This is a genomic window from Enterobacter sp. WCHEn045836 (genome assembly GCF_003965585.1).
GTDB lineage: Bacteria > Pseudomonadota > Gammaproteobacteria > Enterobacterales > Enterobacteriaceae > Enterobacter > Enterobacter dissolvens.
In genome coordinates this window covers 112,907-136,550 of the sequence record NZ_RXPT01000009.1, presented here as the reverse complement: position 1 = coordinate 136,550, position 23,644 = coordinate 112,907, and the positions used below count along the sequence as shown (strand labels likewise).

General features: G+C 54.2%; 24 protein-coding genes. 18 read left to right on the top strand and 6 right to left on the bottom strand.

Translation table 11 applies throughout. The annotated features are described in order from the left end of the window. The first annotated feature begins 5 nt into the window (after positions 1–5). The 7 genes from EKN38_RS13750 to EKN38_RS13720 all read left to right on the top strand — a co-directional run bounded on the left by EKN38_RS13750 (position 6) and on the right by EKN38_RS13720 (position 5,216). Complete coding sequence (locus tag EKN38_RS13750) at positions 6–515, top strand: GNAT family N-acetyltransferase (RefSeq protein WP_014832060.1); 510 nt, start codon at positions 6–8, stop codon at positions 513–515. A 9-nt stretch (positions 516–524) separates the two neighbouring features. After that, the gene (locus tag EKN38_RS13745; protein WP_014832059.1) at positions 525–1,457 is read left to right on the top strand and encodes an amino acid ABC transporter permease; all 933 of its coding nucleotides are present in this window, start codon (positions 525–527) and stop codon (positions 1,455–1,457) included. Continuing rightward, on the top strand, positions 1,441–2,214 hold the full coding sequence (locus EKN38_RS13740; RefSeq protein WP_014832058.1) for an amino acid ABC transporter ATP-binding protein: 774 nt from the start codon (positions 1,441–1,443) through the stop codon (positions 2,212–2,214). The genes EKN38_RS13745 and EKN38_RS13740 overlap by 17 nt, the downstream gene beginning before the upstream one ends. Before the next feature lie 9 nt (positions 2,215–2,223). After that, positions 2,224–3,111, top strand: coding sequence for an ABC transporter substrate-binding protein (locus EKN38_RS13735; RefSeq protein WP_126522242.1), 888 nt, complete (start codon positions 2,224–2,226; stop codon positions 3,109–3,111). Positions 3,112–3,152: 41 nt separating this feature from the next. Further along, the gene (locus EKN38_RS13730) at positions 3,153–3,770 is read left to right on the top strand and encodes a glutathione S-transferase family protein (RefSeq protein WP_014832056.1); all 618 of its coding nucleotides are present in this window, start codon (positions 3,153–3,155) and stop codon (positions 3,768–3,770) included. A gap of 37 nt (positions 3,771–3,807) precedes the next feature. Beyond that, the gene (gene pptA / locus EKN38_RS13725) at positions 3,808–4,038 is read left to right on the top strand and encodes a tautomerase PptA (protein ID WP_014832055.1); all 231 of its coding nucleotides are present in this window, start codon (positions 3,808–3,810) and stop codon (positions 4,036–4,038) included. A gap of 176 nt (positions 4,039–4,214) precedes the next feature. After that, on the top strand, positions 4,215–5,216 hold the full coding sequence (locus EKN38_RS13720; protein ID WP_014832054.1) for a Kdo(2)-lipid IV(A) acyltransferase: 1,002 nt from the start codon (positions 4,215–4,217) through the stop codon (positions 5,214–5,216). Between the two features lie 37 nt (positions 5,217–5,253). On the opposite strand, the gene EKN38_RS13715 is transcribed toward EKN38_RS13720, so the two are convergent. Beyond that, positions 5,254–6,939, bottom strand: a complete 1,686-nt coding sequence (locus tag EKN38_RS13715; protein WP_014832053.1) for an NAD-dependent malic enzyme — start codon at positions 6,937–6,939, stop codon at positions 5,254–5,256. Between the two features lie 377 nt (positions 6,940–7,316). On the opposite strand from EKN38_RS13715, the gene EKN38_RS13710 reads away from it, so the two are divergent. Together EKN38_RS13710 and EKN38_RS13705 are read left to right on the top strand one after the other, a co-directional pair. After that, on the top strand, positions 7,317–8,645 hold the full coding sequence (locus EKN38_RS13710) for a 2-hydroxycarboxylate transporter family protein (protein ID WP_043951634.1): 1,329 nt from the start codon (positions 7,317–7,319) through the stop codon (positions 8,643–8,645). A 121-nt stretch (positions 8,646–8,766) separates the two neighbouring features. Next, positions 8,767–9,399, top strand: a complete 633-nt coding sequence (locus tag EKN38_RS13705; protein WP_014832051.1) for a helix-turn-helix domain-containing protein — start codon at positions 8,767–8,769, stop codon at positions 9,397–9,399. 31 nt (positions 9,400–9,430) lie between these two features. Here EKN38_RS13705 and EKN38_RS13700 read toward each other — a convergent pair whose 3' ends face one another. Then, positions 9,431–9,730 (bottom strand): ArsR/SmtB family transcription factor, encoded by a 300-nt coding sequence (locus tag EKN38_RS13700; RefSeq protein ID WP_014832050.1) that lies wholly within the window; start codon positions 9,728–9,730, stop codon positions 9,431–9,433. 161 nt (positions 9,731–9,891) lie between these two features. Here EKN38_RS13700 and fusA point away from each other — a divergent pair, with 161 nt between their 5' ends. Further along, positions 9,892–11,991 carry an elongation factor G gene (gene fusA, locus EKN38_RS13695; protein ID WP_014832049.1) on the top strand — a complete coding sequence of 700 codons (2,100 nt, stop codon included), beginning with the start codon at positions 9,892–9,894 and terminating at the stop codon, positions 11,989–11,991. 35 nt (positions 11,992–12,026) lie between these two features. Here the strand turns inward: fusA and EKN38_RS13690 are convergent, their stop codons facing one another. Next, positions 12,027–12,599 carry a flavin reductase family protein gene (locus tag EKN38_RS13690; protein ID WP_014832048.1) on the bottom strand — a complete coding sequence of 191 codons (573 nt, stop codon included), beginning with the start codon at positions 12,597–12,599 and terminating at the stop codon, positions 12,027–12,029. 108 nt (positions 12,600–12,707) lie between these two features. On the opposite strand from EKN38_RS13690, the gene nhoA reads away from it, so the two are divergent. Beyond that, a complete protein-coding gene (gene nhoA / locus EKN38_RS13685; RefSeq protein ID WP_014832047.1) occupies positions 12,708–13,544 on the top strand; it encodes an N-hydroxyarylamine O-acetyltransferase in 837 nt (278 codons plus the stop codon). 8 nt (positions 13,545–13,552) lie between these two features. Here nhoA and EKN38_RS13680 read toward each other — a convergent pair whose 3' ends face one another. From EKN38_RS13680 to EKN38_RS13670, 3 genes are all read right to left on the bottom strand, one after another. Continuing rightward, entirely contained in the window at positions 13,553–14,506 is a 954-nt protein-coding gene (locus EKN38_RS13680) for a GlxA family transcriptional regulator (RefSeq protein ID WP_014832046.1), read from the bottom strand. Between the two features lie 49 nt (positions 14,507–14,555). After that, positions 14,556–15,281, bottom strand: a complete 726-nt coding sequence (locus EKN38_RS13675; RefSeq protein ID WP_047361768.1) for a cysteine hydrolase family protein — start codon at positions 15,279–15,281, stop codon at positions 14,556–14,558. Positions 15,282–15,391: 110 nt separating this feature from the next. Next, positions 15,392–16,321, bottom strand: coding sequence for a LysR family transcriptional regulator (locus EKN38_RS13670; RefSeq protein ID WP_014832044.1), 930 nt, complete (start codon positions 16,319–16,321; stop codon positions 15,392–15,394). A gap of 154 nt (positions 16,322–16,475) precedes the next feature. On the opposite strand from EKN38_RS13670, the gene EKN38_RS13665 reads away from it, so the two are divergent. From EKN38_RS13665 to citF, 7 genes are all read left to right on the top strand, one after another. After that, a complete protein-coding gene (locus tag EKN38_RS13665; RefSeq protein ID WP_043951632.1) occupies positions 16,476–17,564 on the top strand; it encodes a 4-oxalomesaconate tautomerase in 1,089 nt (362 codons plus the stop codon). Positions 17,565–17,632: 68 nt separating this feature from the next. After that, entirely contained in the window at positions 17,633–18,877 is a 1,245-nt protein-coding gene (locus EKN38_RS13660; protein WP_014832042.1) for an MFS transporter, read from the top strand. Positions 18,878–18,948: 71 nt separating this feature from the next. After that, a complete protein-coding gene (locus EKN38_RS13655; RefSeq protein ID WP_014832041.1) occupies positions 18,949–19,812 on the top strand; it encodes a fumarylacetoacetate hydrolase family protein in 864 nt (287 codons plus the stop codon). An 18-nt stretch (positions 19,813–19,830) separates the two neighbouring features. Further along, positions 19,831–20,898 carry a [citrate (pro-3S)-lyase] ligase gene (gene citC / locus EKN38_RS13650; RefSeq protein WP_014832040.1) on the top strand — a complete coding sequence of 356 codons (1,068 nt, stop codon included), beginning with the start codon at positions 19,831–19,833 and terminating at the stop codon, positions 20,896–20,898. A 24-nt stretch (positions 20,899–20,922) separates the two neighbouring features. After that, positions 20,923–21,213: a citrate lyase acyl carrier protein gene (gene citD, locus EKN38_RS13645; RefSeq protein WP_014832039.1), complete on the top strand. Its 291-nt coding sequence runs from the start codon at positions 20,923–20,925 to the stop codon at positions 21,211–21,213. Continuing rightward, entirely contained in the window at positions 21,213–22,088 is an 876-nt protein-coding gene (gene citE / locus EKN38_RS13640; RefSeq protein WP_014832038.1) for a citrate (pro-3S)-lyase subunit beta, read from the top strand. Before citD ends, citE begins: the two co-directional genes overlap by 1 nt. A gap of 32 nt (positions 22,089–22,120) precedes the next feature. Beyond that, a complete protein-coding gene (gene citF, locus EKN38_RS13635) occupies positions 22,121–23,641 on the top strand; it encodes a citrate lyase subunit alpha (RefSeq protein WP_014832037.1) in 1,521 nt (506 codons plus the stop codon). The last annotated feature ends 3 nt before the right edge of the window (positions 23,642–23,644 follow it).

The window sequence follows — 23,644 nt, the reverse complement described above, 5'->3', positions numbered from 1 at the left end:
GCGCTATGAGCGAACAATTTCGTGACGTTTCGCCGGAAGATGCCGATCTTCAGCCCATCATCAATGGGCTGTTCGGTGAATACGCTGCCCGCTACGGTGACTATTTTTCGAAAGATGCTGAGGTGGAGCTCACCGAGTGGTATCTGGCGCCACAGGGGCTGTTTATCGTCCTTGAGCGCGACGGGAAAATTATCGCCACCGGTGCGTACAAACCCTTCGACGAACGCACCGCGGAAATCAAACGCATCTGGACGGACAAAACCCTGCGTCAGCAGGGGCTTGCCGGGCGCGTGGTGCAGGAGCTGGAGCGCAGGGCGGTGCTGGCCGGCTACAGCCAGATCTACCTCACTACCGGTTTCCGTCAGCCGGAAGCGGTACGACTTTATCTCAGCCAGGGGTACCAGCCGCAGTTCGATCTGCATCGCGATCCGGAAGAGTACAGCCAGCCCCCGTTTGATGGCCGGCTGCGTTTCACCAAAACGCTGGTTCGCGAAGCGTTAAGTAAAACCGCATGAGGAACGATGATGAGCAACGTTGAAACCATTAAAGTGGTCCCTGCGCGTTATCCGCTGCGGGCCGTCGGTGCCGTGGTGGCGCTGTTTGTCCTGGCGGTCGTTATCCAGTCCGTCGCCTTTAACCCGCGCTGGGAGTGGTCTGTGTTTGCCCGCTGGTTCTTCGACCCGGTGATCCTTGAAGGCGTTGGCCAGACATTACTGCTGACGCTGATCGGCACCGCGCTGAGCGTGGTTTTCGGCGGTATGCTGGCGCTGGCGAGACTCTCGTCATCCTGGTTGCTGAGCAGCCTGGCCTGGGGCTACATCTGGCTGTTTCGCTCGTTGCCCCTGATTGTGGTGCTGATCATCCTCTATAACTTTTCCTATCTCTACGACACGCTCTCCCTTGGGGTGCCGTTCACCGGCATAACCTGGGGCAGCTTTGAAACCATCAACGTGCTGGGGCAATTTTCCACTGCCGTTGTCGGGCTGACGCTGGTACAGAGCGCCTATACCGCGGAGATTATCCGCGGGGGCTTCCTCGGCGTGGATCATGGTCAGTATGAAGCGGCCGCTGCGCTGGGGCTACCGGCCTGGCGTCGTACGGTGCGGATCATTCTGCCGCAGGCGCTGCGCACCATTCTGCCGTCCGGGTTTAACGAAATCATCAGTCTCGCGAAGGGCACGGCGATGGTCTACGTGCTGGCAATGCCGGAACTGTTCTACACCATCCAGATGATTTACAACCGCACGCAGGAAGTGATCCCGCTGCTGATGGTGGGGGCCGCCTGGTACCTGGTGATTACCACTGTGTTGTCCGCTATCCAGTATGGTGTAGAGCGGGGCCTGGCCCGCAGCGAACGTCGCTCGGCGGTGAATCAGAACCGTACCCTCAGCCGTACCCGTTCCCGTTCCGTCACCACCACGCCCGCACAGGAGCCCGTCCATGCAAGCCTCTCATGAAGGACATATTTCCATTACCGGCGTCAGTAAATTCTTTGGTCGCCATAAAGCGCTCGATAACGTGTCGCTTGAGATCCCACCGGGTTCCGTCACGGTGATCCTCGGACCGTCCGGCTCTGGTAAATCGACCCTGTTGCGCACCATCAACCACCTGGAGCGCGTTGACGAAGGGTTTATTCAGATTGACGGGGATTACATCGGCTACCGCCGTCGGGGTGACAAACTCTACGAGTTAAAAGAGAAAGAGATCCTTAAACAGCGCGTCAATGTCGGTTATGTGTTCCAGAACTTTAACCTCTTCCCGCATCTCACGGTGCTGGAAAACCTGATTGAAGCGCCCATCGCCCATAAAAAACTGAGCAAAAAAGAGGCCGTTGAGCGGGCATACAGCCTGCTGGATGTGGTGGGGCTGCGTGATAAAGCAGATGCCTGGTCGCGCCATCTCTCCGGCGGGCAGCAGCAGCGCATCGCCATTGCCCGCGCGCTGGCGCTGCGTCCGCGGGTCATGCTGTTTGATGAACCCACCTCGGCGCTTGACCCGGAGCTGGTGGGCGAGGTGCTGGATGTCATCAAGAAACTCGCCCGTTCCGGCACCACGCTGGTGGTGGTCACCCATGAGATCGGCTTCGCCAGAGAAGTGGCGGATCAGGTGGTGTTTATGGTCGACGGTAAAATTGTGGAGCAGGGCAGCAGCGACGAGGTGCTGAACCGGCCATCGCACCCGCGAACGCGTCAGTTCCTTTCCCGAGTCCTGTAAGGAGTTCCGATGAAATATGGACTTTTAGCGGGGCTGGCTTTTACCGCCGCCAGTCATGCCAGCATTGATTTAAAGGCCAACGAGCAGCCGCTGCCGGTGACGGTGGATCCGCAGGCGGTGGGGAAGATCCCCGCTCATTACAAATTTGTTGAGCCGGGAACGCTCACGGTGGCCATTTCCGCGCTTAATTCACCGCCGCTGGCGCTGCTGGCCAGCGATAATCGGACGCGTATCGGCAGCGACCCGGATATCGCCCGGCTGCTGGCGGGCAGCCTGGGGCTAAAACTGAAGCTCGTTCCTACGGCCTGGGAAGACTGGCCGCTGGGGATCACCTCCGGGCGCTATGACGTAGCGCTGGTAAACATTGCGGTGACCGAACAGCGCAAAGAGAAGTTTGATTTTGCAACCTATCGCGTCGATTCGCTGGCGTTTACGGTGAAATCCACCAGTCAGGTGCAGTCGATTAAGGGCCCTGAAGATCTTGCGGGTAAAAAGGTCATTGTTGGCTCTGGCACCAATCAGGAGCGCATCCTGTTGGGCTGGAACGAGGAGAACAAAAAGGCCGGACGTGAACCCGCGCTGCCGGTGTACCTGACGGACGATGCCTCGGGCAATCTCTATATTCAGTCCGGCCGGGCGGATGTGTTCTTCGGGCCGCAGTCGGTCGCGGCGTATAAAGCCGCGCTGACCGGCAAAACGCGCGTTGTCGGGCTGGGCCCGAAAAAAGCGTATGTCGCCACCACCACCAAAAAAGGCAATCAACTGGTCTACGCCCTGCAGGCCGCACTGGATGGTGCGATCGCGCGCGGGGAGTATCAGAAGGTGCTGGCACGCTGGGGGGAGCAGGGCGAAGCGGTGGCACAATCGGAGGTTAACCCGCCTGGGATCACGTATTAATTGTGCTCTACACTTAGGATTTTCACTCCTGAGAGGGCAACATGATCAAACTCTATGGCGTACCCGGCTGGGGCTCGGCAATCAGTGAAGTGATGCTGACCCTGGCAGACATTCCTTACCAGTTTATTAACGTGGACGGGTTTGACCAGCCCGGTCCTCAGCGTGAACTGTTGCAAAAGCTTAACCCGCTGTGTCAGGTGCCTACACTGGCACTGGAAAATGGCGCGATCATGACCGAAACGGCCGCCATCGGCCTGATGGTGCTCGACAGGTGTCCCGATCTGGCGCCACCCGTGGGCCAGGCGGAACGTCAGCAGTTTCAGCGTCTGCTGATCTGGTTCGTGGCGAACGTCTATCCGACGTTTACTTACGCAGACTATCCCGAACGCTGGGTACCGGATGCGCCGGAACAGCTGCAGAAAAACTGCATCGAATACCGCAAATCCCTCTATTTATGGTTCGAAAGACAACTCAAAGCTGCCCCGTTTGCGCTGGGTGAGCGACTTACGCTGCTTGACGTCTATATTGCGGTGGCGCGTAGCTGGGGTCCACGGCACGAATGGTTCGCAACCAATACGCCAAAATTGACGGCCATTGCAGATACCGTGTGCGGGCTGCCTGAACTGCACAAGGTGTTAAAGGCAAATACGATTATCTGATAACGTGGAACCCTTATTCATAACAGGAAGCCTGCACATGCCACATGTAGATATCAAAAGTTTTCCCCGGGATATGAACGACGAACAAAAAAACGCACTGGCGGCGGATATTGCTGAGGTGATAATTCGTCATTTCAACAGCAAAGACAGTTCAGTGTCGATCGCGTTGAGCCAGGTTAATCCTGAGGACTGGAAAGCGCAGGTCTGGGATACCGAAATTGGCCCGCAGATGGATACGCTGATTAAAAAGCCGGGTTATTCAATGTAAGATTTTAGCCGGGAAGCCGCTTTGCTTACCCGGCATTTACGCCTCTCGCGACCTTTCGCAAAAATCGACAATACGATCCTGTGACACTTCCGTTACACTTTGCTTCCCTAAAACTTTCACGAAATCATCTGGTAAGCACAGCAGTTGCGTTAAATTAAGTACAGGATAATTTTCTGATGACAAAATTACCTCAGTTTTCACTCGCCTTTTTTCATCCTCGTTACTGGCTCAGCTGGACAGGCATTGCAGCGCTCTGGTGCATTGTGCAGCTCCCGTATCCCCTTTTATTGAGAATCGGACACGGCCTTGGGCGTCTGGCCATGCGTTTGCTACCGCGTCGTGTAGACATCGCTCGCCGCAACCTTGAGCTCTGTTTTCCCGATATGAAAAAGGCTGAACGCGAACATTTACTGCAGCGTAATTTTGAATCGGTTGGTATGGGCGTTATCGAAACCGGGATGGCCTGGTTCTGGCCAGACTGGCGGGTACGCAAATGCTTTAGCGTCAGTGGGTATGAGCATATGGAAGAGGCGCGGGCGCGTGGAAATGGCGTAGTGCTTATCGGTATGCATTTTCTTACCCTGGAACTGGGTGCCAGAATATTTGGCATGCTCAACCCGGGTGTCGGGGTTTATCGCCCTAACAATAATGCGCTGCTGGACTGGCTGCAGACGCGCGGCCGTCTGCGCTCAAATAAAACCATGCTGGATCGCTATGACCTGAAGGGGATGATCCGCGCCCTCAAGCAGAATGAAATTCTGTGGTACGCCCCGGATCACGACTACGGCAAAACTAACAGCGTGTTTGTGCCGTTCTTTGCGGTTCCTGACGCCGCGACAACTGCCGGAAGTTACATGCTGGTGAAGAGCGCCAGGCCGGCGGTGATCCCGTTCGTTCCACGCAGAAAGGCAGACGGCAGCGGTTATGAACTGATTATTCTTGACGATATCGGCGAAACGCTGCAGGGCGGTGATAAAGCGTTGGTAGCCACGCAAATGAACAGGGCGATTGAGCGCGCGGTGCTGATGGCGCCGGAGCAGTATATGTGGTTGCACCGACGCTTCAAAACCCGACCTGAAGGCCAGCCGGACAGATATGCGCGCAAAAAAAGCGTGGTCATTTCCAACAGAACTGTATCTACAGGCGACATGCCTGAACAGTCAGGCATTCAGCACTAAAGTCTGCCCTCACCGTAACGTGAGGGCAGGCTGACGGCTACAGCGCGGCCCGGCGGTACGGCGCATAATCCGCTTGCCACCAGGTCTCTTCAATCCGCGCCAGCAACATCTCATCCTCCATGGCTGGCGCAACACCTTGCTCAATGGCCGCTCTGGCGACGGCAAACGCGATATGGCGTGACACCGTTTCTATGTGATCCACCGGCGGCAATAACCCACCTTTTTCAGTCGTCACCAGCGGCGACTGTGCGGCCAGGCTGCGGCTTGCCGCCATCAGCATCTCCTCGGTGACCCGGCGTGCATGGCAGGCCAGAATACCCAGCCCCAGCCCGGGGAATACATAGGCATTATTACACTGGGCAATATCGTACTGTTCGTCCTGCCAGAACACCGGAGCAAACGGGCTGCCGGTGGCGACGAGTGCGGCGCCCTGTGTCCAGGCAATGAGATCCTGCGGTTGCGCCTCCGCACGTGATGTGGGGTTAGAAAGCGGCATAATCACCGGACGCGGGCAGTGGCGATGCATCTCTTTTACAATCTCTTCGCTGAAGAGGCCCGGCTGGCCTGAGACCCCAATCATGACCGTCGGATGCGCGTTTTTAACCACGTCCAGCAGCGAAATATTGGTCGACTCAACCTGCCAGTCGCGGATCGCCTCGCGCGCCGTGAGCAGATTTTTCTGGAAGTCGAGGAGGTTGGTCATATCGTCAGTCAGCAGGCCAAAGCGATCGACCATAAAGACCCGACGGCGGGCTTCGGCTTCGGTTAGCCCGTCATCCACCATCAGCGCAACGATTTTTTCGGCGATGCCGCAACCGGCGGATCCGCTCCCCAGGAAGACCACGCGCTGATCGCGAACACGGGTCCCGGCAGCATGGGCGGAAGCAATCAGCGTGCCCGCGGTCACGGCGGCGGTACCCTGGATATCGTCGTTGAAACAGCACAGCTGGTTGCGGTAGCGCTGCAGCAGTCTGGTCGCGTTTTTCTGCGCGAAATCCTCAAACTGCAGCAATACATTGGGCCAGCGCTGCTTCACGGTACTGATAAACATGTCCATAAACTCGGCGTACTGATCGTCGCTGATGCGTGGATGACGCCAGCCCATATACATCGGATCGTCCAGATGCTGCTGATTATTGGTACCGACATCCAGCATAATCGGCAGGGTAGACGCCGGGTGGATCCCACCGCAGGCGGTATATAACGAGAGTTTTCCAATGGGTATTCCCATCCCGCCGATCCCCTGATCGCCGAGTCCCAGAATGCGCTCCCCGTCGGTCACAACGATGACGCGAATATCATTGCGTGAGAAACTCTGCAGCATCTCATCAATACGATGACGATTGGGCCATGAAATAAAGAGCCCCCGCGCGCGGCGATAAATTGTCGAGAAGTGTTCGCAGGCTTCACCTACCGTTGGAGTATAGATAATGGGTAACGTCTCTTTCAGGTGCGAACGCAGCAGGTTGTAAAACAGAGTCTCATTAGTATCCTGTATATTTCGCAGATAAACGTGGCGGGAAATATCGCTTTTAAAATGACAGAATTGTACCCAGGCGCGTTCGGTTTGCTCCTCGATACTTTCAACGTTGTGTGGCAACAAACCGTGCAGATTAAAGTTATCGCGTTCTTCTTTAATAAATGCGAGTCCTTTATTTAATAACGGGTTTTCCAGTAACACAGCGCCGCTATAAGGGGTATACAGTACTTCTTTGCGAGGCATGAATGACTCCTGAATTTCAATAATCGGATAAGGTTCAGTTGCAGGCGCAGGTTTATTTATGTCTGTCGTTTCGCGCTAATCTAGCGGTTAAGAATCATAGGCGTAGTGATAACGCTCACAGTCTTTCTGGTTTAATTAATTTCAAAACACCGATGTGGCGATTAAAAACTTTAGTTACGAAAAGATGAATTAAGTTATTTAAAAAGAAATTCTCGTGCCGTTCACATTTCCGGCGAAATCGCCATGCTAATTTCTCGATGAACCATTTTTATAAATGGCTGTTTGAATATTATTAAATATTAGAGCTTTATTAAATACAGGCTAATTACGATTTTTTCATGTTTATTTATATCCGAACCTACTAATCCGGTGATTATATGAAAGATAATTCTGTAACCACATCTCCAGTCGCTTCACGTGTTGCTTTTGGGTTGAGCAATGCGGAAGTCGGCGCGGTCCCGTTGATGCTGTTTGTCGGGATCGCGGTCATTGTGGCCACCTCCGCGTGGGCGGGGCTCCTGCCGAAAAACATGATCGGTGGACTCGCGGTGATCATGACGCTCGGTTTTGCCTTTGCCAAAATTGGCCGACAGATCCCGGTGCTGAAAGATATTGGTGGCCCGGCAATATTGTGCCTGATGCTGCCTTCGGTGCTGGTCTACTTTGGCGTATTCGAGAAACACACCCTGGATACGGTTCACCTGTTGATGAAAGAGGCCAACTTGCTCTATTTCGTCATCGCCTGTCTGGTAGTGGGGAGCATTTTGGGGATGAACCGCGTGCTGCTGATCCAGGGGATGATCCGCATGTTCGTTCCACTGGTGGTAGGCACCCTGATGGCTGTGCTGAGCGGGTTAATTGTCGGCTCGCTGTTTGGCTATACGCCGTACCACACCTTCTTTTTCATCATCGTGCCGATTATCGGCGGCGGGATTGGCGAAGGTATTTTACCGCTGTCGCTGGCCTATTCGGCCATACTGGGCCAGACACCTGACGTCTATGTGGCGCAGCTGGCACCCGCCGCCGTAGTGGGGAATATCTTCGCGATTATCTGTGCGGGTACGCTGGCACGCCTCGGAACAAAACGTCCTGCGCTGTCGGGAAATGGCATGTTAACCCGCAGCAAAGATGACAATAGCCTGTTTGCCAGCGCCCAGAGCGTACAGCAAACCGATTTCCAGCTGATGGGTGGCGGGCTGCTGATGGTGTGTGCGTTTTTCATCGTTGGCGGACTGTTTGAGAAGCTGGTGCATATTCCCGGCCCGGTGCTGATGATCCTCATCGCCGTGCTGTGTAAATACTTCAGGGTGATCCCGGCCTCCATGGAGCAGGGGGCGCACAGTTGCTATAAATTTGTCTCCGCTGCGTTGGTCTGGCCATTGATGATTGGCCTTGGTATGCTGTACGTGCCGCTGGAGAGCGTCGTGGCGGTCTTCTCCGTGGGATACGTGGTGGTGTGTGGTTCGATCGTGATGGCAATGGCGCTGAGCGGCTATTTTATTGCGTCGCGCCTGAATATGTATCCGGTGGAAGCGGCCATTGTCACCTGCTGTCATAGCGGGCTGGGCGGGACAGGGGACGTGGCGATTCTGTCTGCGTCGAACCGCATGTCGCTGATGCCGTTTGCCCAGATTGCGACCCGTATTGGCGGCGCATCGACAGTGATTTTCGCCACGATTCTGATGGGCTGGTTGATGGCGCACTGATCGGAAATGTCAGGAGACTGAATCGCAACGACATTTTCATCACGCCGTTGCGGTTCAGTCCTTTATAAATATCACCGTGCTGGATAGAATTACCGCATCCACAGCGACGGGATACCACACGATGACCGGAAGAGTTGATTATCAGATTGAAAAATATCTCTTTACCGAGGCTGCCGAGCCGGAGCGTTTGACGCGCCAGTGGGCAGAGGTGATGGAAGAGTGTCGTGAGCAACAGTCTGGTGCAGAGGAGCGGCTGCGTCTGGCGTTGCTTAATGTGGATTACGTCACCAGCTTCGAGCTGCCCTTCAGGCTACTCCTCACCCGTGCCCCGCAGTTGATTGACGGCATCAGGAATGAACTTCAACTCAGTCAGAAAAATGTGCTGTTCAATGGCAAGCGGTTCGGCTGCGTGTATAGCCTTAAAATGAATCTGGACGGGATCCCTGACGAATTTAGTTATCACCTGAAGACGCGTATCCAGCGAACTGATAGCGAGGGTGGGAGCGAAGTGCCTTACCGGCAAATCGCCCAGCAGGTCAAAGCCCCCCGCGAACGCCTTAAGTTAGCCCTGGAGAACGGGCTGGCGGTAACGGCACTTGACGGGCTGTTCTGGTTTGGCATTCAGCGCATTGCGGCCGATGTGCAAAGGTTACGCAAAACAGGGATGAGAATTGTCACCTCCGAGACTGAGGTCTTTGATACCCTGACGAAGACCAGTCGGCAGATCCCGGTCTATCGCCTGGAAAAAGCGTAGCGTTGCCACGGATATTAATGTAACCGCAGGGCTACTCAGCCCGCAGCAAAATTGCCATCAGCCCTGGAAAACGGGTATCCAGATCGTCTCTTCGCAATGAAATCATATTCTCCCGCCCCTGCGGGCGTTGCCAGATAACGCCGCTGTCGCGCAGCACGCGCCAGTGGTGGGTCATTGTCGATTTCACCACATCGTCCGGGCGCAGCGCGTTACAGCTGAGTTCGCTGCCATCGGCCAGTCTGCGGATAATCGACAGCCGGAGCGGGTTGCCGAGGGCAAACAGCACATTTTCCAGCAGTATTTGTTCAGGTTCAGGGTGGTTTGGGATCATCGTTTTCCTGCGTCAACGTTCAGATTGAGCTATATCAACAATAGGTCAACCGTGAAAAAATAGTTCGATAATACTCGTACAATAGGACTATTATAGCAAACGAACACACTGGCGACCATCCTGGTCGTCACAACTCAGTCTTACAGACTTAAGGAAATATTATGCCCCGACCCATCCCTCTCGAACGTTATCGCAACATCGGTATTTCCGCGCATATCGATGCCGGTAAAACGACAACCACCGAACGCATCCTGTTTTACACCGGGATGAGCCACAAGCTGGGTGAAGTACACGATGGCGCGGCAACAACCGACTGGATGGCGCAGGAGCAAGAGCGCGGGATCACCATTACTTCCGCGGCCGTCAGCTGCTTCTGGCCGGGTATGGACAGAGGGTTTGAACCGCACCGGATCAACATCATCGACACCCCGGGGCACGTGGATTTCACCATTGAGGTGGAACGCTCCATGCGCGTGCTGGACGGTGCCGTCATGGTGTACGACTCCGTGGGTGGCGTGCAGCCGCAGTCAGAGACCGTCTGGCGTCAGGCGAATAAGTATCATGTGCCGCGCCTGGCGTTCGTCAACAAAATGGACCGTCCGGGTGCCGATTTCTTCCGCGTCGTGCGGATGATGCAGGAACGCCTGAAGGCGAATCCGGTGCCCATTGTGATCCCTGTGGGAGCGGAAGAGCATTTCACCGGCGTGGTGGATCTCATCAAGATGCGTACCATTGTGTGGGATGATGCCACGCAGGGCATGGTGTTTAACTATGCGCCGGTGCCGGACGATTTGCTGAGTACCGCGCAGGAGTGGCGGGAAAAAATGGTCTCTGCGGCAGCAGAAGCCAGCGACGCGCTGATGGATAAATACCTGGAGACGGGCGACCTTGATGAGGCTGAGATCATTAAGGGGCTGCGTATTCGGACCATCTCCGGTGAAATCCAGCCGATGCTGTGCGGCAGTGCCTTTAAAAACAAAGGGGTACAGCGCATGCTCGATGCGGTGATTGAGCTGATGCCATCCCCGCTGGATGTACCGGCCATCGACGGTGTGGACGAAAAAGGGCAGCATGCGGAGCGCCATCCAGGTGATGAAGAACCGTTTTCTGCGCTGGCGTTCAAACTGATGAGCGACCCGTACGTCGGGCAACTAACCTTCATCCGCGTTTACTCTGGCGTGCTGAGAAAAGGCGACGCGGTGTATAACCCGGTGAAGGGCAAGAAAGAGCGTATCGGACGCATCGTGCTGATGCATGCCAACGATCGTCACGAGGTGGATGAGCTGCGCGCCGGTGATATTGCGGCCTGTGTCGGTCTGAAGGATGTGACCACCGGTGACACGCTCACCGATCCGAATGCGGTCATCACGCTCGAGCGAATGGAGTTCCCGGACCCGGTGATCTCCCTTGCCATCGAGCCGAAGACCAAAGGCGATCAGGAGAAGATGGGCATTGCCCTGCAACGCCTGGCGGCGGAAGATCCGTCGTTCCGTCTGCATACCGATGAAGAGTCCGGCCAGACGATTATCTCCGGTATGGGTGAGCTACATCTTGAGATTATCGTCGATCGCATGAAGCGTGAGTTTGGCGTTGAGGCGAACATCGGCCGTCCGCAGGTGACCTACCGCGAGACGCTGCGCAAAGCGGTGAAAGATATCGAAGGCAAATTTGTCCGGCAGTCCGGCGGTAAAGGGCAGTACGGGCATGTGGTCCTGAGCCTTGAGCCGTTAGAGCCAGGCAGTGGCTTCAAATTTGAAGATGCCACAAAGGGTGGCGTGGTGCCGCGTGAGTATATTCCCTCTGTGGAAAAAGGGCTGCGCGAAGCCATGAACAGCGGCGTGCTGGCGGGGTATCCGGTTGTCGATGTAAAAGCGACCCTGACGTTTGGGTCCTATCACGACGTCGACTCCTCGGAAATGGCGTTCCGCATGGCGGCGATCCTCGGGTTTAAAGAGGGCGCTCGCAGAGCGGATCCGGTGATCCTTGAGCCGGTGATGCATGTCGAAGTAGAAACGCCGGAAGAGTACGCCGGTAATATCATGGGCGATCTCTCATCCCGTCGTGGCATGGTGCAGGGCATGGAAGAGCAATACGGCAGCCAGATTATCCGTGCTGACGTGCCGCTGGCAGAGATGTTTGGATACGCCACCACGCTGCGCTCGATGTCGCAAGGGCGCGCGACCTACACGATGGAGTTCCACCATTTTGCGGAAGCACCGCGCAATGTGGCGGATGAGATTATTGCCCGGCGTGCGAAGTAATACGTTCACCCTCTCCCCGATGGGGGGAGGGTTTATCAATCCAGCGCCTTCACCATTTTCCCACTCGTCACAAACGTCCCGGCTCCCAGATGGTGCAGGGTATTCAGCTTATCCCCGTCAAACTGCCAGCGCCCAGCGACAAACGCGCGTTCATCGGCAGCGGCTGAAACCACTTCCCCGAACAGCGTATCGTACTTTTCTGCCGCGGATGTAACGGGTAATAACCGGCACTCCATCCACGCCAGACATTTCTCTTCAATGACGGGCAGGCCGAGTGCCGGACCGTTCACCACCGGGATGCCGTAGCAGTTGAATTTGTCTTCGTCGCGACCGCTAACGCTTCCCACCGCGTAAGTCCAGTTGGCGGCGGACACGCCGGGAATGACGATGCCAAATTGCCCGCTGCGTTCAATCAGTTCACGCGACCAGGTGCTTTTATCCACCACAATGGCGATACGCGGTGGTTCAAACTCAACGGGCATCGACCACGCGGCAGCCATAACGTTACGCCTGTCCAGGGTTTCATCCCGACTGGTGATAAGCACGGTGGGGCCATGGTTTAATAGACGGCTGGCATGACGTAATTCAACAGGACGAAAGTGGCTCATAAGGTCTCCTCATCAATAACGATGAGTATGGCGAAAAAGCACGGAAATCAAAGTGGACGCGTAAAATTAGTTTATAAACAGAACATCACTGTTAAAGGAAACTGATGCATGTCCCCATTTCTGACTGCCTATTTCGCCCGCATCGGCTGGAAACAACCGGCTATTGTTGATATCGACACCTTGCGCGCGCTGCATTTACATCACAACTGTGCGATCCCGTTTGAAAATATTGATGTCGTTCTGCCGCGCGAAATACAGCTCGACGATCAAAGCCTTGTCGACAAACTGGTGAAGGCGCGTCGCGGGGGGTATTGCTTTGAACAAAATGGCTTGTTTGAGCGCGTGTTGCGCGAAGTCGGGTTTACGGTGCGCAGCGTGCTGGGACGTGTGGTATTAGCGAATCCACCGCAAATGCCGCCGCGCACGCATCGCCTGTTGCTCGTCGAACTTAACGGCGAACGCTGGATTGCCGACGTTGGGTTTGGCGGCCAGACGCTGACGGCACCGATTCGTCTGCTTGCCAACGAAGAGCAGGAGACGCCGCACGGTCTGTATCGTCTGCTGAGCGAGGGGAACGACTGGGTACTGCAATTCCGTCACCACGAACACTGGCAGTCGATGTATCACTTTGACCTGACGACACAATATTTCAGTGATTACGTCATGGGGAATTTCTGGTCAGCGCACTGGCCACAGTCCCATTTCCGCCATCATCTGCTGATGTGTCGCCATCTGCCTGACGGCGGCAAACTGACGCTGACCAACTTCAACTTTACCCACTGGCAAAAGGGCCATGTGGAGGAGCAGATCCATCTTCCCGATGCTTCGACGCTGTATCAGCTGATGCAGGAACGCTTCGGGCTGGGTGTTGACGATCCGAAGCACGGTTTTTCCCTGGCGGAGTTGACGGCGGTGATGGCGGGTTTTGAAACTCACGGAAAATAGCCGCCTCGCTATCGGCCGCGAAACTCGCACCGATAGCGAGAAGGCGAGGTGTTAAGCAGTTTGTGAAAGTGACGGCGCAAGGAGGTTGTTGAGGGAAACCCGACACGCTCGGCAATGTCATCCACAGGCTGGTCGGTTTTTTCGAGATAGCGCTGTGCAACGATAATGCGCTGGTTTAGCAACCAGCGCGAAAAGCTCTCACCGGTGGTTTGCTGAAAACGTCGGGTAAAGCTGCGACGGCTCATGCAGGCTTTTTCCGCCACGCAGTCCAGCGTGAGCGCAAGCTGGAGGTTTTCCGTTGCCCAGGCCAGCGCGTCGGTAAAGTTGTCTCCACGACGCGTGTTCTGAACCGGCAGTTCTACGTATTGACGTTGTCCACCCTGGCGATGGGGCGGTACCACCAGCAACCGCGCCACGCTGTTTGCCACTTCCGCGCCCCAGGCCTGACGCACCAGATGCAGACAGCAGTCGATACTGGCCGCTGTCCCCGCAGAAGTGACAACGTCACCATTGTCGATATAAAGCACGTCTTTATCCATCTGCACAGAGGGATAGAGACGCTGAAAGTCAGATGCCCAGCGCCAGTGTGTCGTCGCAGGGCGGTTTTCAAGTAGCCCGGCAGCGGCAACAACAAACGCGCCCATACACAAACCCACAACACGCGAACCCGCGGCATGTGCTTTTTGCAGGGCCTGCAGGAGATCGGGGGCCGGGGCATGCTCGGGACTGTCCCAGCTTGGGACGATCACCATATCCATTCCGGCCAACTCATCAAGCCCGCGCTCGACAACGATAGAAAATCCGGCATTGGTTTTAAGCGCGCCGGGCGTGGTGGCGCATACCACAAGCTGGCAAAGGGGCTCGCCCTCCGGCGTCAGCGCTTTTTCAAATACAGCATAGGGCACCGAAAGATGGAAAGGGATGATGCCATCAAATACCACGATACCAATTTTCAACGTCATATCAGTCTCCATGTGCCAGCCAGTATAGAAGTCTGGCTGGCGACAGGGTTCAAGTCCGGTCTGATTTTGTGACTGGCAGTGCTATAACGTCTTCAGTGGTCATTATCTCAGCGAATACATCGGCAACACCGGCTAATGCCGCACGTTGCAGTGTTTTGTGATCCACCACGCCACCCTGACCGTCATCCAGATCGCGTGTTGCTGTTGCATCTTCTGGAATAATCACGCTGTAACCCAGCGGTACGGCGTCACGTGCAGTAGACGAAATGCACATGTGCGTCATCAGACCAATCACAATCACGGTTTTAATCCCTTTTTTCTTTAATTGCGCATCCAGATCGGTGCCAACAAAAGAACTGGGGGTCGCTTTGGTGATAATAGTGTCTTGCGCAGAAGGTTGCAGATCTTTATGGAATTGCGCATAGACTGACCCTTCGGCGAACAGCGGGCTATCTTTCGGCCCCAGATGACGCACGAAGTATACCGGCAGCCCGATATGATGGGCATAGCTGACCAGTTTTTGGCTATTCTTAAGGACTTTCTCGCCATCCGGGATAACCATCTGACCGCGAAAATCGATTGATGCGTAATATTCGTTTTGAATATCCACGACGATTAACGCAGTGTCAGAGGCAGATAAGGAATGCGTTGCCGTTGCGTCCGTCATCGCGCGAATTGTTTTGCTATTCATCCGGAGTGTCTCCTGTTCGGTAGCGTAAGTGGAAAACGTACTGATCATGCCAATCAGCAATGCCGTACGAAAAATGGATATCATCACGTGAACTCCCTTTGTGTTGTGTTCGGGAGCCATTATTTCGCACAGTCATCAACGACAGGAGTCACCTGGAGCACCAATACCGGTACTTTTGGGCCAATATGAGGCGGTTATAACTGCGTAAACTTGCCAATCCAGGGGCTGCGGTTTTCACCGGACCACAGGTGTAAAACCATCTCCCGGAACTTCTCCGCCGCCGGGCTCAGGGTTGTTTCCCGGCGCTGTACAAGCCCCAGGGTGCGGCGTATGACCGGTTCAATCAGCGGACGGCTGACCAGAACATGATGTTCATCGGTCGGCATCGCCAGGCTGGGGACGACAGAGACGCCGAGACCCGCTTCGACCATCCCCAGTGACGTTGACAGATGACGCACTTCATAAAACCAGTTCGGTTTCCAGGCCATTTTCTCGAACGCCTGATCGATAAGCGAACGGTTCCCGCTGGAACGCCTGACCCCAATCAGCTTCATGCCAGCCAGATCGTCCCAGGTCACCAGCGGTTTTTTCGCCAGTTCATTATCGCGGCGACATGCCAGAACAAAAGGTTCATTCACCAGCGGGGAAAAATCGATATTCGGATGTGTGATGTTTATCATATTTATACCGAAATCTGCGTCGCCATTTAAAACCGCTTCGAGACAATCGCTGGCACTGTGCTCAAGAATGCGGATCCGGATGTTTGGATAGTCATTGTTATAATCTCGTATCACTGAAGGCAGAAAATAGAAGGCGGCAGTAGGGATACAGGAAACCGTAATAACCCCGGCTTGATGCGTCGCCATCTCTTTAATACTCAGGACTGAGCTTTCATAAAAATCGATTAAATTCTTTGCCTTAGGTAAAAACTCTCTTCCCACCGTCGTGAGCTTGACGCTGCGCGTCGAACGTTCAAACAGCGTGGTGCCCAGACTTTCTTCCAGCTTTTGAATTCTTCGTGTTAACGCCGGTTGTGAAATATGAAGAAATTGCGACGCTTTTGTAAAACATCCGATTTCTGCAATTTTTACAAACGCTTGTATTCCCTGTAATTCATGTTGCATGTCTGCATCCCATTTCTGCTTTTCTAAAACCACATTAAAGCAAAGGGTATTAATGTGCAAAACGAATTAATCCCGCTTTTTTTGACATTAGAGTTATCAACTGGAGTGTGAAAACCTTATTGCGCCCCTGATAAAAGCGAAATGAGAAAAAGACATGCTAAAAATCCCTTGTGTATTAATGCGTGGCGGGACATCAAAAGGTCCCGTCATTCTGGCCAGCGACCTGCCTGCGGAAATCGACGCGCGTGATGCGGTTTTACTCAGCCTGATGGGCGCCGGTCATGAACTTGAAATCGACGGTATTGGCGGAGGAAGCCCGCAAACCAGTAAGGTGGCCATCGTCAGTCCTTCTGACAGTCCGGACGCAGATGTGGATTATCTCTTCGCACAAGTGATGGTCAACGAACGTCGCGTCGATACCACGCCTAACTGCGGCAATATGCTCTGTGCCGTGGGCCCCTTTGCGATAGAAAAAGGGCTGGTGAAGGCGCAAAGCCCGGTGACGACGGTGCGGATCCGTAATCTTAATACCGGGACACTGGTGGATGCGGAAGTGCAAACGCCAGATTTCCGGGTCGTGTATGAAGGTGAAACCCAGATTGACGGTGTACCGGGTACCGCCGCACCCATTGGCTTAACGTTCCTGAATTCTGCCGGTTCTAAAACCGGAAAATTACTGCCGACGGACAGTGTGACAAACGAATTCGACGGAATTGAAGTCACCTGTATCGATATGGCGATGCCCATGGTATTGATTGACGCCTCGGCCCTGGGGAAAACGGGAGGGGAGTCACCCGCAGAGCTGGACGCTGATAAGGCTTTTAAAGACAGGCTGGAAAATGTGCGTCGTCAGGCTGGCGCCGCGATGGGCTTAGGGGACGTGTCAAATAAAGTGATCCCTAAACCGGTGCTGCTCAGCAAGGCGCGTAACGGCGGAACGCTGCAGGTGCGGTATTTCATGCCACATACCTGTCATAAATCACTGGCGATTACCGGATCAATTGGTATTTCGACCGCGACGCTCATTGAAGGATCCGTCGCCGCGAAAATTATCGCCGACCGACCAAAGGATCGTTTTACCAATATTATTGATATCGAACATCCAAGTGGAAAAATATCGGTGTCATTATTGAGGGAAGATAATAATATCGAAAATACCCGTGCGGCGGTAATTCGTACTTCACGTAAATTATTTGAAGGCGTTGTTTGCGTATCTGAGAAAATGCTCTCTGAAGTGGATTAAATAAAGTCCGAAAAATATCTGCCTTACACAATGAGATTCTGTACCTTAACTATAATACTGAGGTTATTATGGCGAAAACGCATGCTAACAATACCCAGAAAGCATCTGAGCCGGTAAAAGCCAGCGCGCATATTCGCGTAATTCTGGCGCTGGCATTATCCGGGCTTGCTGAACTTGCTTCTCTGTTTTTTATTCAACCTCTGCTGCCGACGCTTGCTGTGGAATATAACGTACCTGTCAGTCAGGTGAGTATTATCCTGTCAGCAGAAACGGCTCTGCTGGCCATTGGCTTGCTGTTTACCGGAACGTTATCCGATCACTATGGCAGGAAGCGGTTAATCATTGTCTCCCTCCTGCTGGGCGGGATCCTGACGCTACTCTGCCCGCTGGTTGAGTCCTGGGCGATGCTGGTGGCGCTGCGTGCGGTGATTGGTCTGGCGCTGAGCGGTATCGCGGCGGCGGCAACCGCCTACATCAGTGAGGAAGTCGCACCGGTAGCGGCAGGGATCGTCACGGGGTATTTTGTCTTCGGTAACTCGATGGGCGGCATGTCCGGCCGTATTGTTGCCAGCCAGCTTATCGATCACGTTTCCATTAATGTCATCTTTTACGGCTTTGCCGTCAGCCTGATTGCGGTTGCCATTCTGGTGAAATTCCTGCTGCCAGAATCGAAGAACTTCACGCCTACGCAGAACCTGAACGTGATGCGAATGGTGAAAGGAGCGGCATCGCATTTCAAAAACAAAAATCTGGCGCTGGCGTTTGTCATCAGCTTTATTATCTTCGGCGCATTTACCTCACTTTATAACTATCTGGCTTTCTTCCTTAAGGGTGAACCGTTCCATATTTCACCGGCTAATGCAGGTCTGCTCTCCTTTAGCTTTGCCCTGAGCTTCTTCACGGCTCCGCAGGCCGGTCGCTTATCAGCGAAATATGGCGCAATGAAAGTCTTGCGCGTGCTGTTCCTGGTCATGGCCTTTGGCATGCTGCTGACGCTGACGTCGAATGTCGTCACCTTTATTGTGGGCGCGGTCATTTTTACCGGCTGTTTCTTCGGCTGCCACTCTATCGGTTTAAGCTGGGTCAGTAAAAATGCAACCCATGCAAGAGGCCAGGCCGTCGCGCTCTATTTATTCTTCTACTACATGGGTGGTTCGGTTATTGGTTTTATCAACGGTTTAGTTTTCCATTCTATGGGCTGGCTGGGAATGACAGGATTTATTCTGGCCTTACTCGGCGTTGGCGTTGTGGTGGCAACGTATCTGGCGTCCGGTAATAAACCGGTGCTGGTACCCGCGCAGTCAGCAGAATAAAACATCAGACAAGGTGTTCACGCCTCAGGGCGTGAACACAGAACGAATATGTATAGCAATCGGGTATCATCATGAAATTAGCAAGTTATATTCATCAGGGGCGCAAAAGCTACGGGATTTATACACCATCCGGCATTATCGATTTGGGTAATAAAATCGGCCATCACTATGCGACATTAAAAGATCTGCTTCAGTGGGATGCGGTTGACGTCGCCAGGCAATATCTCGATTGCCCTGTGGATATTATGCCTGAAGAGATCACCTTTTTACCCGTTATTGAAGCGCCCGGAAAAATTTTCTGCGTTGGCATGAATTACGCTGAAAAAAGAAAAGAGTTTGCCGAGACCAATAATGCCCCCACGCTGTTTATTCGCTTTCCTGATTCACAAACCGGGCATGCTCAGCCGGTGATAAAACCGGTTCTCTCCAGCGAGTTCGATTACGAAGGCGAGCTGGCCGTTATTATCGGTAAACCTGGCAGCCGGATTGACGTGAATAACGCGCTCAGCCATGTCGCGGGATACAGCTGCTATATGGATGGTTCCGTTCGCGACTGGCAGCACGCCTGGTTCACCGCCGGTAAAAACTGGACGCAAACCGGTGCCTTCGGCCCCTATATGACCACCGCAGATGAGATCCCCGATCCGCACGCGCTGACCATTCATACCTGGCTGAACGGCATGCTGGTTCAGAATGACTCCACCGGCAGCATGATCCACAAAGTGGCGGATCTTATCGCCTACATCAGTACGTTCACCTCCCTCAGCGCTGGCGACGTCATTATTACCGGTTCGCCAGGCGGCGTCGGCAAAAAGCGTAATCCGCCGCTGTTTATGCACCATGGTGATCGCGTTGAAGTTGAGATCGAAAACCTTGGCCGCCTGATGAACACCATTGTGGAAGCTCAACCGCAGCCGGAAGAGCTCGCTGTCTAAACGTCCAGGAGAGAAAAGATGTTCACCGTCAGAACACCCGAGTTTGAGGTTATTAACGCCAGGAACGCTCAGGCCAGAGAGGAGGTTGCCGCTTTCCTGGCCCGCAACGGTTTAGGTATTGATGACGATATCGCGCAATTTATTGTTGCCCGCTATCAACGCCATCTTGTCGCCTGCACCGGTATTGCGGGTAACACATTGAAGTGCATTGCAGTGGATGCCGGTTGGCGGGGCACGTCGTTAATCCTGACACTAATCCATGAGGCCGAACTTCAGGCGGCACAGAACGGTGAACATCAACTCTTTCTCTTTACCTGTCCGGATAACGTGAAGTCGTTTCGCGGATGTGGGTTTTATCCGCTGGTGACGGTCGGGAAGCGTGCGGCATTAATGGAGAATACGCCGGTGGGTATTCATCGTTATTGCAGTGAGCTTCGCCGTCACCATCTCGTGCCGGGAAATACTATTGGCGCGATTGTGATGAACGCGAATCCGTTCACCCTGGGCCATCAGTACCTGATCGAGCATGCAGCAAGCCGGTGCGACCATTTGCATGTTTTCGTGGTTCAGGAGGACCTCTCCGCGTTTTCATTTAAAGAACGGTTCGCGATGGTCAGGGACGGTTCCCGGCATATTCCTAACGTCACGGTGCATCCGGGGTCTGCGTATATTATTTCTCGCGCCACCTTCCCGGGCTATTTTCTGAAAGACAAACAGGTCATTGATAAAGTCTACGCGGCCATTGATCTCCTGCTGTTCAGAAATTACATCGCCCCGGCGTTGAGTATTCATCATCGTTTCGTGGGTACCGAACCCTTCTGTCCGTTAACCGCTGAATATAACCGGGCAATGCATCGCTGGCTGGAAGACGAAACCAGCGCGGCGCCCCGTATCTGTGTACACGAAATTGAAAGAAAAACGGATGGCTTTAATGTGCCGGTCTCGGCTTCAGCCGTTCGTCGTTTATTAAAAGAAAACAACATCGCTGCCGCCAGTCGCATGGTGCCAGCCACCACGCGTGCGTTTCTCAATAACGGGGTGCAGCATCAGCCTTGCTTATCCGAGCCGCTGACGGCAGCGGTTTAAGCGCATTACCACAGGAAAATGGATATGAAAATTGTACAAGCCGCGATGGCGGGAACGCTGGAGTCCAGCGACCTGATGGTCAAGGTTAGTCCCGTCGAGAGCGGGCTGGACGTGGTCATCCACAGCGAAGTGTATAAGCAATTCGGCGACCGAATTGCCGAGGTGGTGAATGAAACGCTCTCAGCGTTCAACATCGAACAGGGGCAGATCATTATTGATGATAAAGGCGCGCTGGACTGCGTGATCCGCGCCCGCGTGCAGGCTGCACTGCTCAGAGGGACAGGCCGGGAAGACATTGCATGGGAAACGTTATAATGAAAAAGTTACGCCGCAGTATGTTATTTATTCCCGGTTCAAGTGCTGCCATGTTGTCGACGGCATTTATCTATAAACCTGACTCCATTATGTTTGACCTGGAAGATGCCGTGTCGCTGAAAGAAAAAGACAGCGCCCGTCTTCTGGTATTTCATGCTCTGCAACACCCGATGTACAACGATATTGAAACCGTTGTTCGAATTAACCCGCTAAATACCCCTTTCGGTTTAAAGGATCTTGAAGCTGCCGTCAGGGCGGGGGTGGATGTTATTCGCCTGCCGAAAACCGACTCTCCGGAAGATATTTATCAGCTCGAACGTGAAATCGTCCGCATTGAAGAACGCTGCGGCCGTCCTGTTGGCTCCACGAAATTAATGGCCGCGATTGAATCTGCCATGGGGGTCATTAACGCAGTTGCCATTGCGAAATCGTCCGACCGTTTAATGGGGATTGCGCTGGCCGCCTTTGACTATGTGATGGATATGCAAACCGAGCGGGGCGACGGGACTGAGCTGTTTTATGCGCGCTGCGCGGTATTACATGCCGCGCGCGGAGCCGGTATCGACGCGTTCGATGTGGTGTACGCCGATGTGAATGACGAGGCCGGTTTCCTGAAAGAAGTGGATCTTATCCGCCGGATGGGCTTCAACGGAAAATCGCTGATTAATCCGCGACAAATTGAAATTCTTCATAACGCCTACGCGCCCACACAGGAAGAAGTGGATTACGCACAGCGCGTGCTTGCCGCCGCAGAAGAGGGTGAACGCAACGGACTCGGGGTGATCTCGCTGAACGGCAAAATGATCGACGCGCCGATTATCAACCATGCCCGGGTTGTTATCGAACGCAAGAATGCCTCTGGCATTCGTCAGTAATCCCCTTTTTTGCGTAAGCGACAGGATGAATAATGAAAAATCTCACTGAAACCCTGCATCACATTCCCGGCACGCGTCGTGAATACGTCGCCTTCAGCGGCGCTAACACGACGACGCCGTATCTTTCTGATACACAGCAAAAATATCAGCGCAAACTTTTTGCCAGCGTGGACGAGGTGCTGGACCGTTGCGATCTGCATGACGGCATGACCGTCTCCTTCCATCACGCGTTCCGCGAAGGCGACAAGGTGATCAACTACGTGATGGATAAGCTGGCACAGCGCGGTCTGAAAGGGCTCACGCTCGCGTCCAGTTCATTAATGTCATGCAATACGCCGCTTATCGAGCACATTCGCAATGGCGTGATTGGCAAAATCTACACCTCCGGAATGCGTGGTGAACTCGCGGATGCGATTTCACACGGACTGATGGACGAACCCGTACAAATTCACTCCCACGGCGGACGAGTGAATCTGATTCAGAAGGGCGAAATTGCCATTGATATCGCTTTTCTGGCGGTCTCCTGCTGCGATGAATATGGCAATGCCAGCGGCAACGGCGGTACCTCGCAGTGCGGCTCGCTGGGTTACGCCATGGTTGACGCGCAATATGCCAAAAAGGTAGTCCTGCTCACCGAAACCCTGAAGCCGTTCCCTAATCTGCCTGCCAGTATCGTTCAGGATCGGGTTGACTATGTGGTGCAGATTGAGAGCGTCGGCGACCCGGCAAAAATCAGCGTCGGTGCCGCCAGGGTGACCAGTAATCCACGCGAACTGATGATTGCCCGTTCTGCTGCCGATGTTATTGAATACTCTGGTTATTTCCGCAACGGCTTTTCCATTCAGACCGGTTCAGGTGCGGCATCTACCGCCTGTACGCGGTTTATGGAAGCCCGCATGCGCAAACACAACATTGTCGCCCGGTTCGCGCTCGGCGGGATCACCGGCAGCATTGTCGATCTGCATCAAAAGGGGTTGATTGAAAAAATCCTCGATACGCAAAGCTTTGACGGTGCGGCGGCGGCCTCCATGGCGGTCAATCCCAACCATGTTGAAATCTCCACTAACGTCTACGCCAACCCGGCGGCCAAAGCCGCCTGCTGCGACAGGGTAGATGTGGTCATTCTCAGCGCGCTGGAGGTGGACACCCGGTTCAACGTCAATGTCCTTACCGGTTCCGACGGGGTGATGCGCGGCGCGTCAGGTGGGCATTGCGACGTCGCGGCGGCGGCCAATCTCACCATTGTGGTTGCCCCGCTGATCCGCAGCCGCATTCCTACCGTCGTCAGACAGGTCACCACCCTGGTGACGCCGGGCGAAAGCATTGACGTTCTGGTTACCGATCACGGTATTGCCGTTAACCCGGCGCGTCCCGAGATCCGCGAACGTCTGATTAACGCCGGGCTGGCCGTCGTCGATATCGAAGCGCTGTATCAGAAGGCGCTGCTCATCTCGGGTGAACCTAAGTCTGTGGCGTTTACTGACCGGATCGTGGGCGTGGTGCGTTACCGCGACGGCAGCGTGATTGATGTGGTTCACCAGGTGAAGGAGTAATTC

Bases quoted from the DNA above. Each gene is read 5' to 3' on its own strand.
- EKN38_RS13750 (WP_014832060.1), top strand. From the start codon at position 6: ATGAGCGAACAATTTCGTGACGTTTCGCCGGAAGATGCCGATCTTCAG.
- EKN38_RS13745 (WP_014832059.1), top strand. From the start codon at position 525: ATGAGCAACGTTGAAACCATTAAAGTGGTCCCTGCGCGTTATCCGCTG.
- EKN38_RS13740 (WP_014832058.1), top strand. From the start codon at position 1,441: ATGCAAGCCTCTCATGAAGGACATATTTCCATTACCGGCGTCAGTAAA.
- EKN38_RS13735 (WP_126522242.1), top strand. From the start codon at position 2,224: ATGAAATATGGACTTTTAGCGGGGCTGGCTTTTACCGCCGCCAGTCAT.
- EKN38_RS13730 (WP_014832056.1), top strand. From the start codon at position 3,153: ATGATCAAACTCTATGGCGTACCCGGCTGGGGCTCGGCAATCAGTGAA.
- pptA (WP_014832055.1), top strand. From the start codon at position 3,808: ATGCCACATGTAGATATCAAAAGTTTTCCCCGGGATATGAACGACGAA.
- EKN38_RS13720 (WP_014832054.1), top strand. From the start codon at position 4,215: ATGACAAAATTACCTCAGTTTTCACTCGCCTTTTTTCATCCTCGTTAC.
- EKN38_RS13715 (WP_014832053.1), bottom strand. From the start codon at position 6,939: ATGCCTCGCAAAGAAGTACTGTATACCCCTTATAGCGGCGCTGTGTTA.
- EKN38_RS13710 (WP_043951634.1), top strand. From the start codon at position 7,317: ATGAAAGATAATTCTGTAACCACATCTCCAGTCGCTTCACGTGTTGCT.
- EKN38_RS13705 (WP_014832051.1), top strand. From the start codon at position 8,767: ATGACCGGAAGAGTTGATTATCAGATTGAAAAATATCTCTTTACCGAG.
- EKN38_RS13700 (WP_014832050.1), bottom strand. From the start codon at position 9,730: ATGATCCCAAACCACCCTGAACCTGAACAAATACTGCTGGAAAATGTG.
- fusA (WP_014832049.1), top strand. From the start codon at position 9,892: ATGCCCCGACCCATCCCTCTCGAACGTTATCGCAACATCGGTATTTCC.
- EKN38_RS13690 (WP_014832048.1), bottom strand. From the start codon at position 12,599: ATGAGCCACTTTCGTCCTGTTGAATTACGTCATGCCAGCCGTCTATTA.
- nhoA (WP_014832047.1), top strand. From the start codon at position 12,708: ATGTCCCCATTTCTGACTGCCTATTTCGCCCGCATCGGCTGGAAACAA.
- EKN38_RS13680 (WP_014832046.1), bottom strand. From the start codon at position 14,506: ATGACGTTGAAAATTGGTATCGTGGTATTTGATGGCATCATCCCTTTC.
- EKN38_RS13675 (WP_047361768.1), bottom strand. From the start codon at position 15,281: ATGATATCCATTTTTCGTACGGCATTGCTGATTGGCATGATCAGTACG.
- EKN38_RS13670 (WP_014832044.1), bottom strand. From the start codon at position 16,321: ATGCAACATGAATTACAGGGAATACAAGCGTTTGTAAAAATTGCAGAA.
- EKN38_RS13665 (WP_043951632.1), top strand. From the start codon at position 16,476: ATGCTAAAAATCCCTTGTGTATTAATGCGTGGCGGGACATCAAAAGGT.
- EKN38_RS13660 (WP_014832042.1), top strand. From the start codon at position 17,633: ATGGCGAAAACGCATGCTAACAATACCCAGAAAGCATCTGAGCCGGTA.
- EKN38_RS13655 (WP_014832041.1), top strand. From the start codon at position 18,949: ATGAAATTAGCAAGTTATATTCATCAGGGGCGCAAAAGCTACGGGATT.
- citC (WP_014832040.1), top strand. From the start codon at position 19,831: ATGTTCACCGTCAGAACACCCGAGTTTGAGGTTATTAACGCCAGGAAC.
- citD (WP_014832039.1), top strand. From the start codon at position 20,923: ATGAAAATTGTACAAGCCGCGATGGCGGGAACGCTGGAGTCCAGCGAC.
- citE (WP_014832038.1), top strand. From the start codon at position 21,213: ATGAAAAAGTTACGCCGCAGTATGTTATTTATTCCCGGTTCAAGTGCT.
- citF (WP_014832037.1), top strand. From the start codon at position 22,121: ATGAAAAATCTCACTGAAACCCTGCATCACATTCCCGGCACGCGTCGT.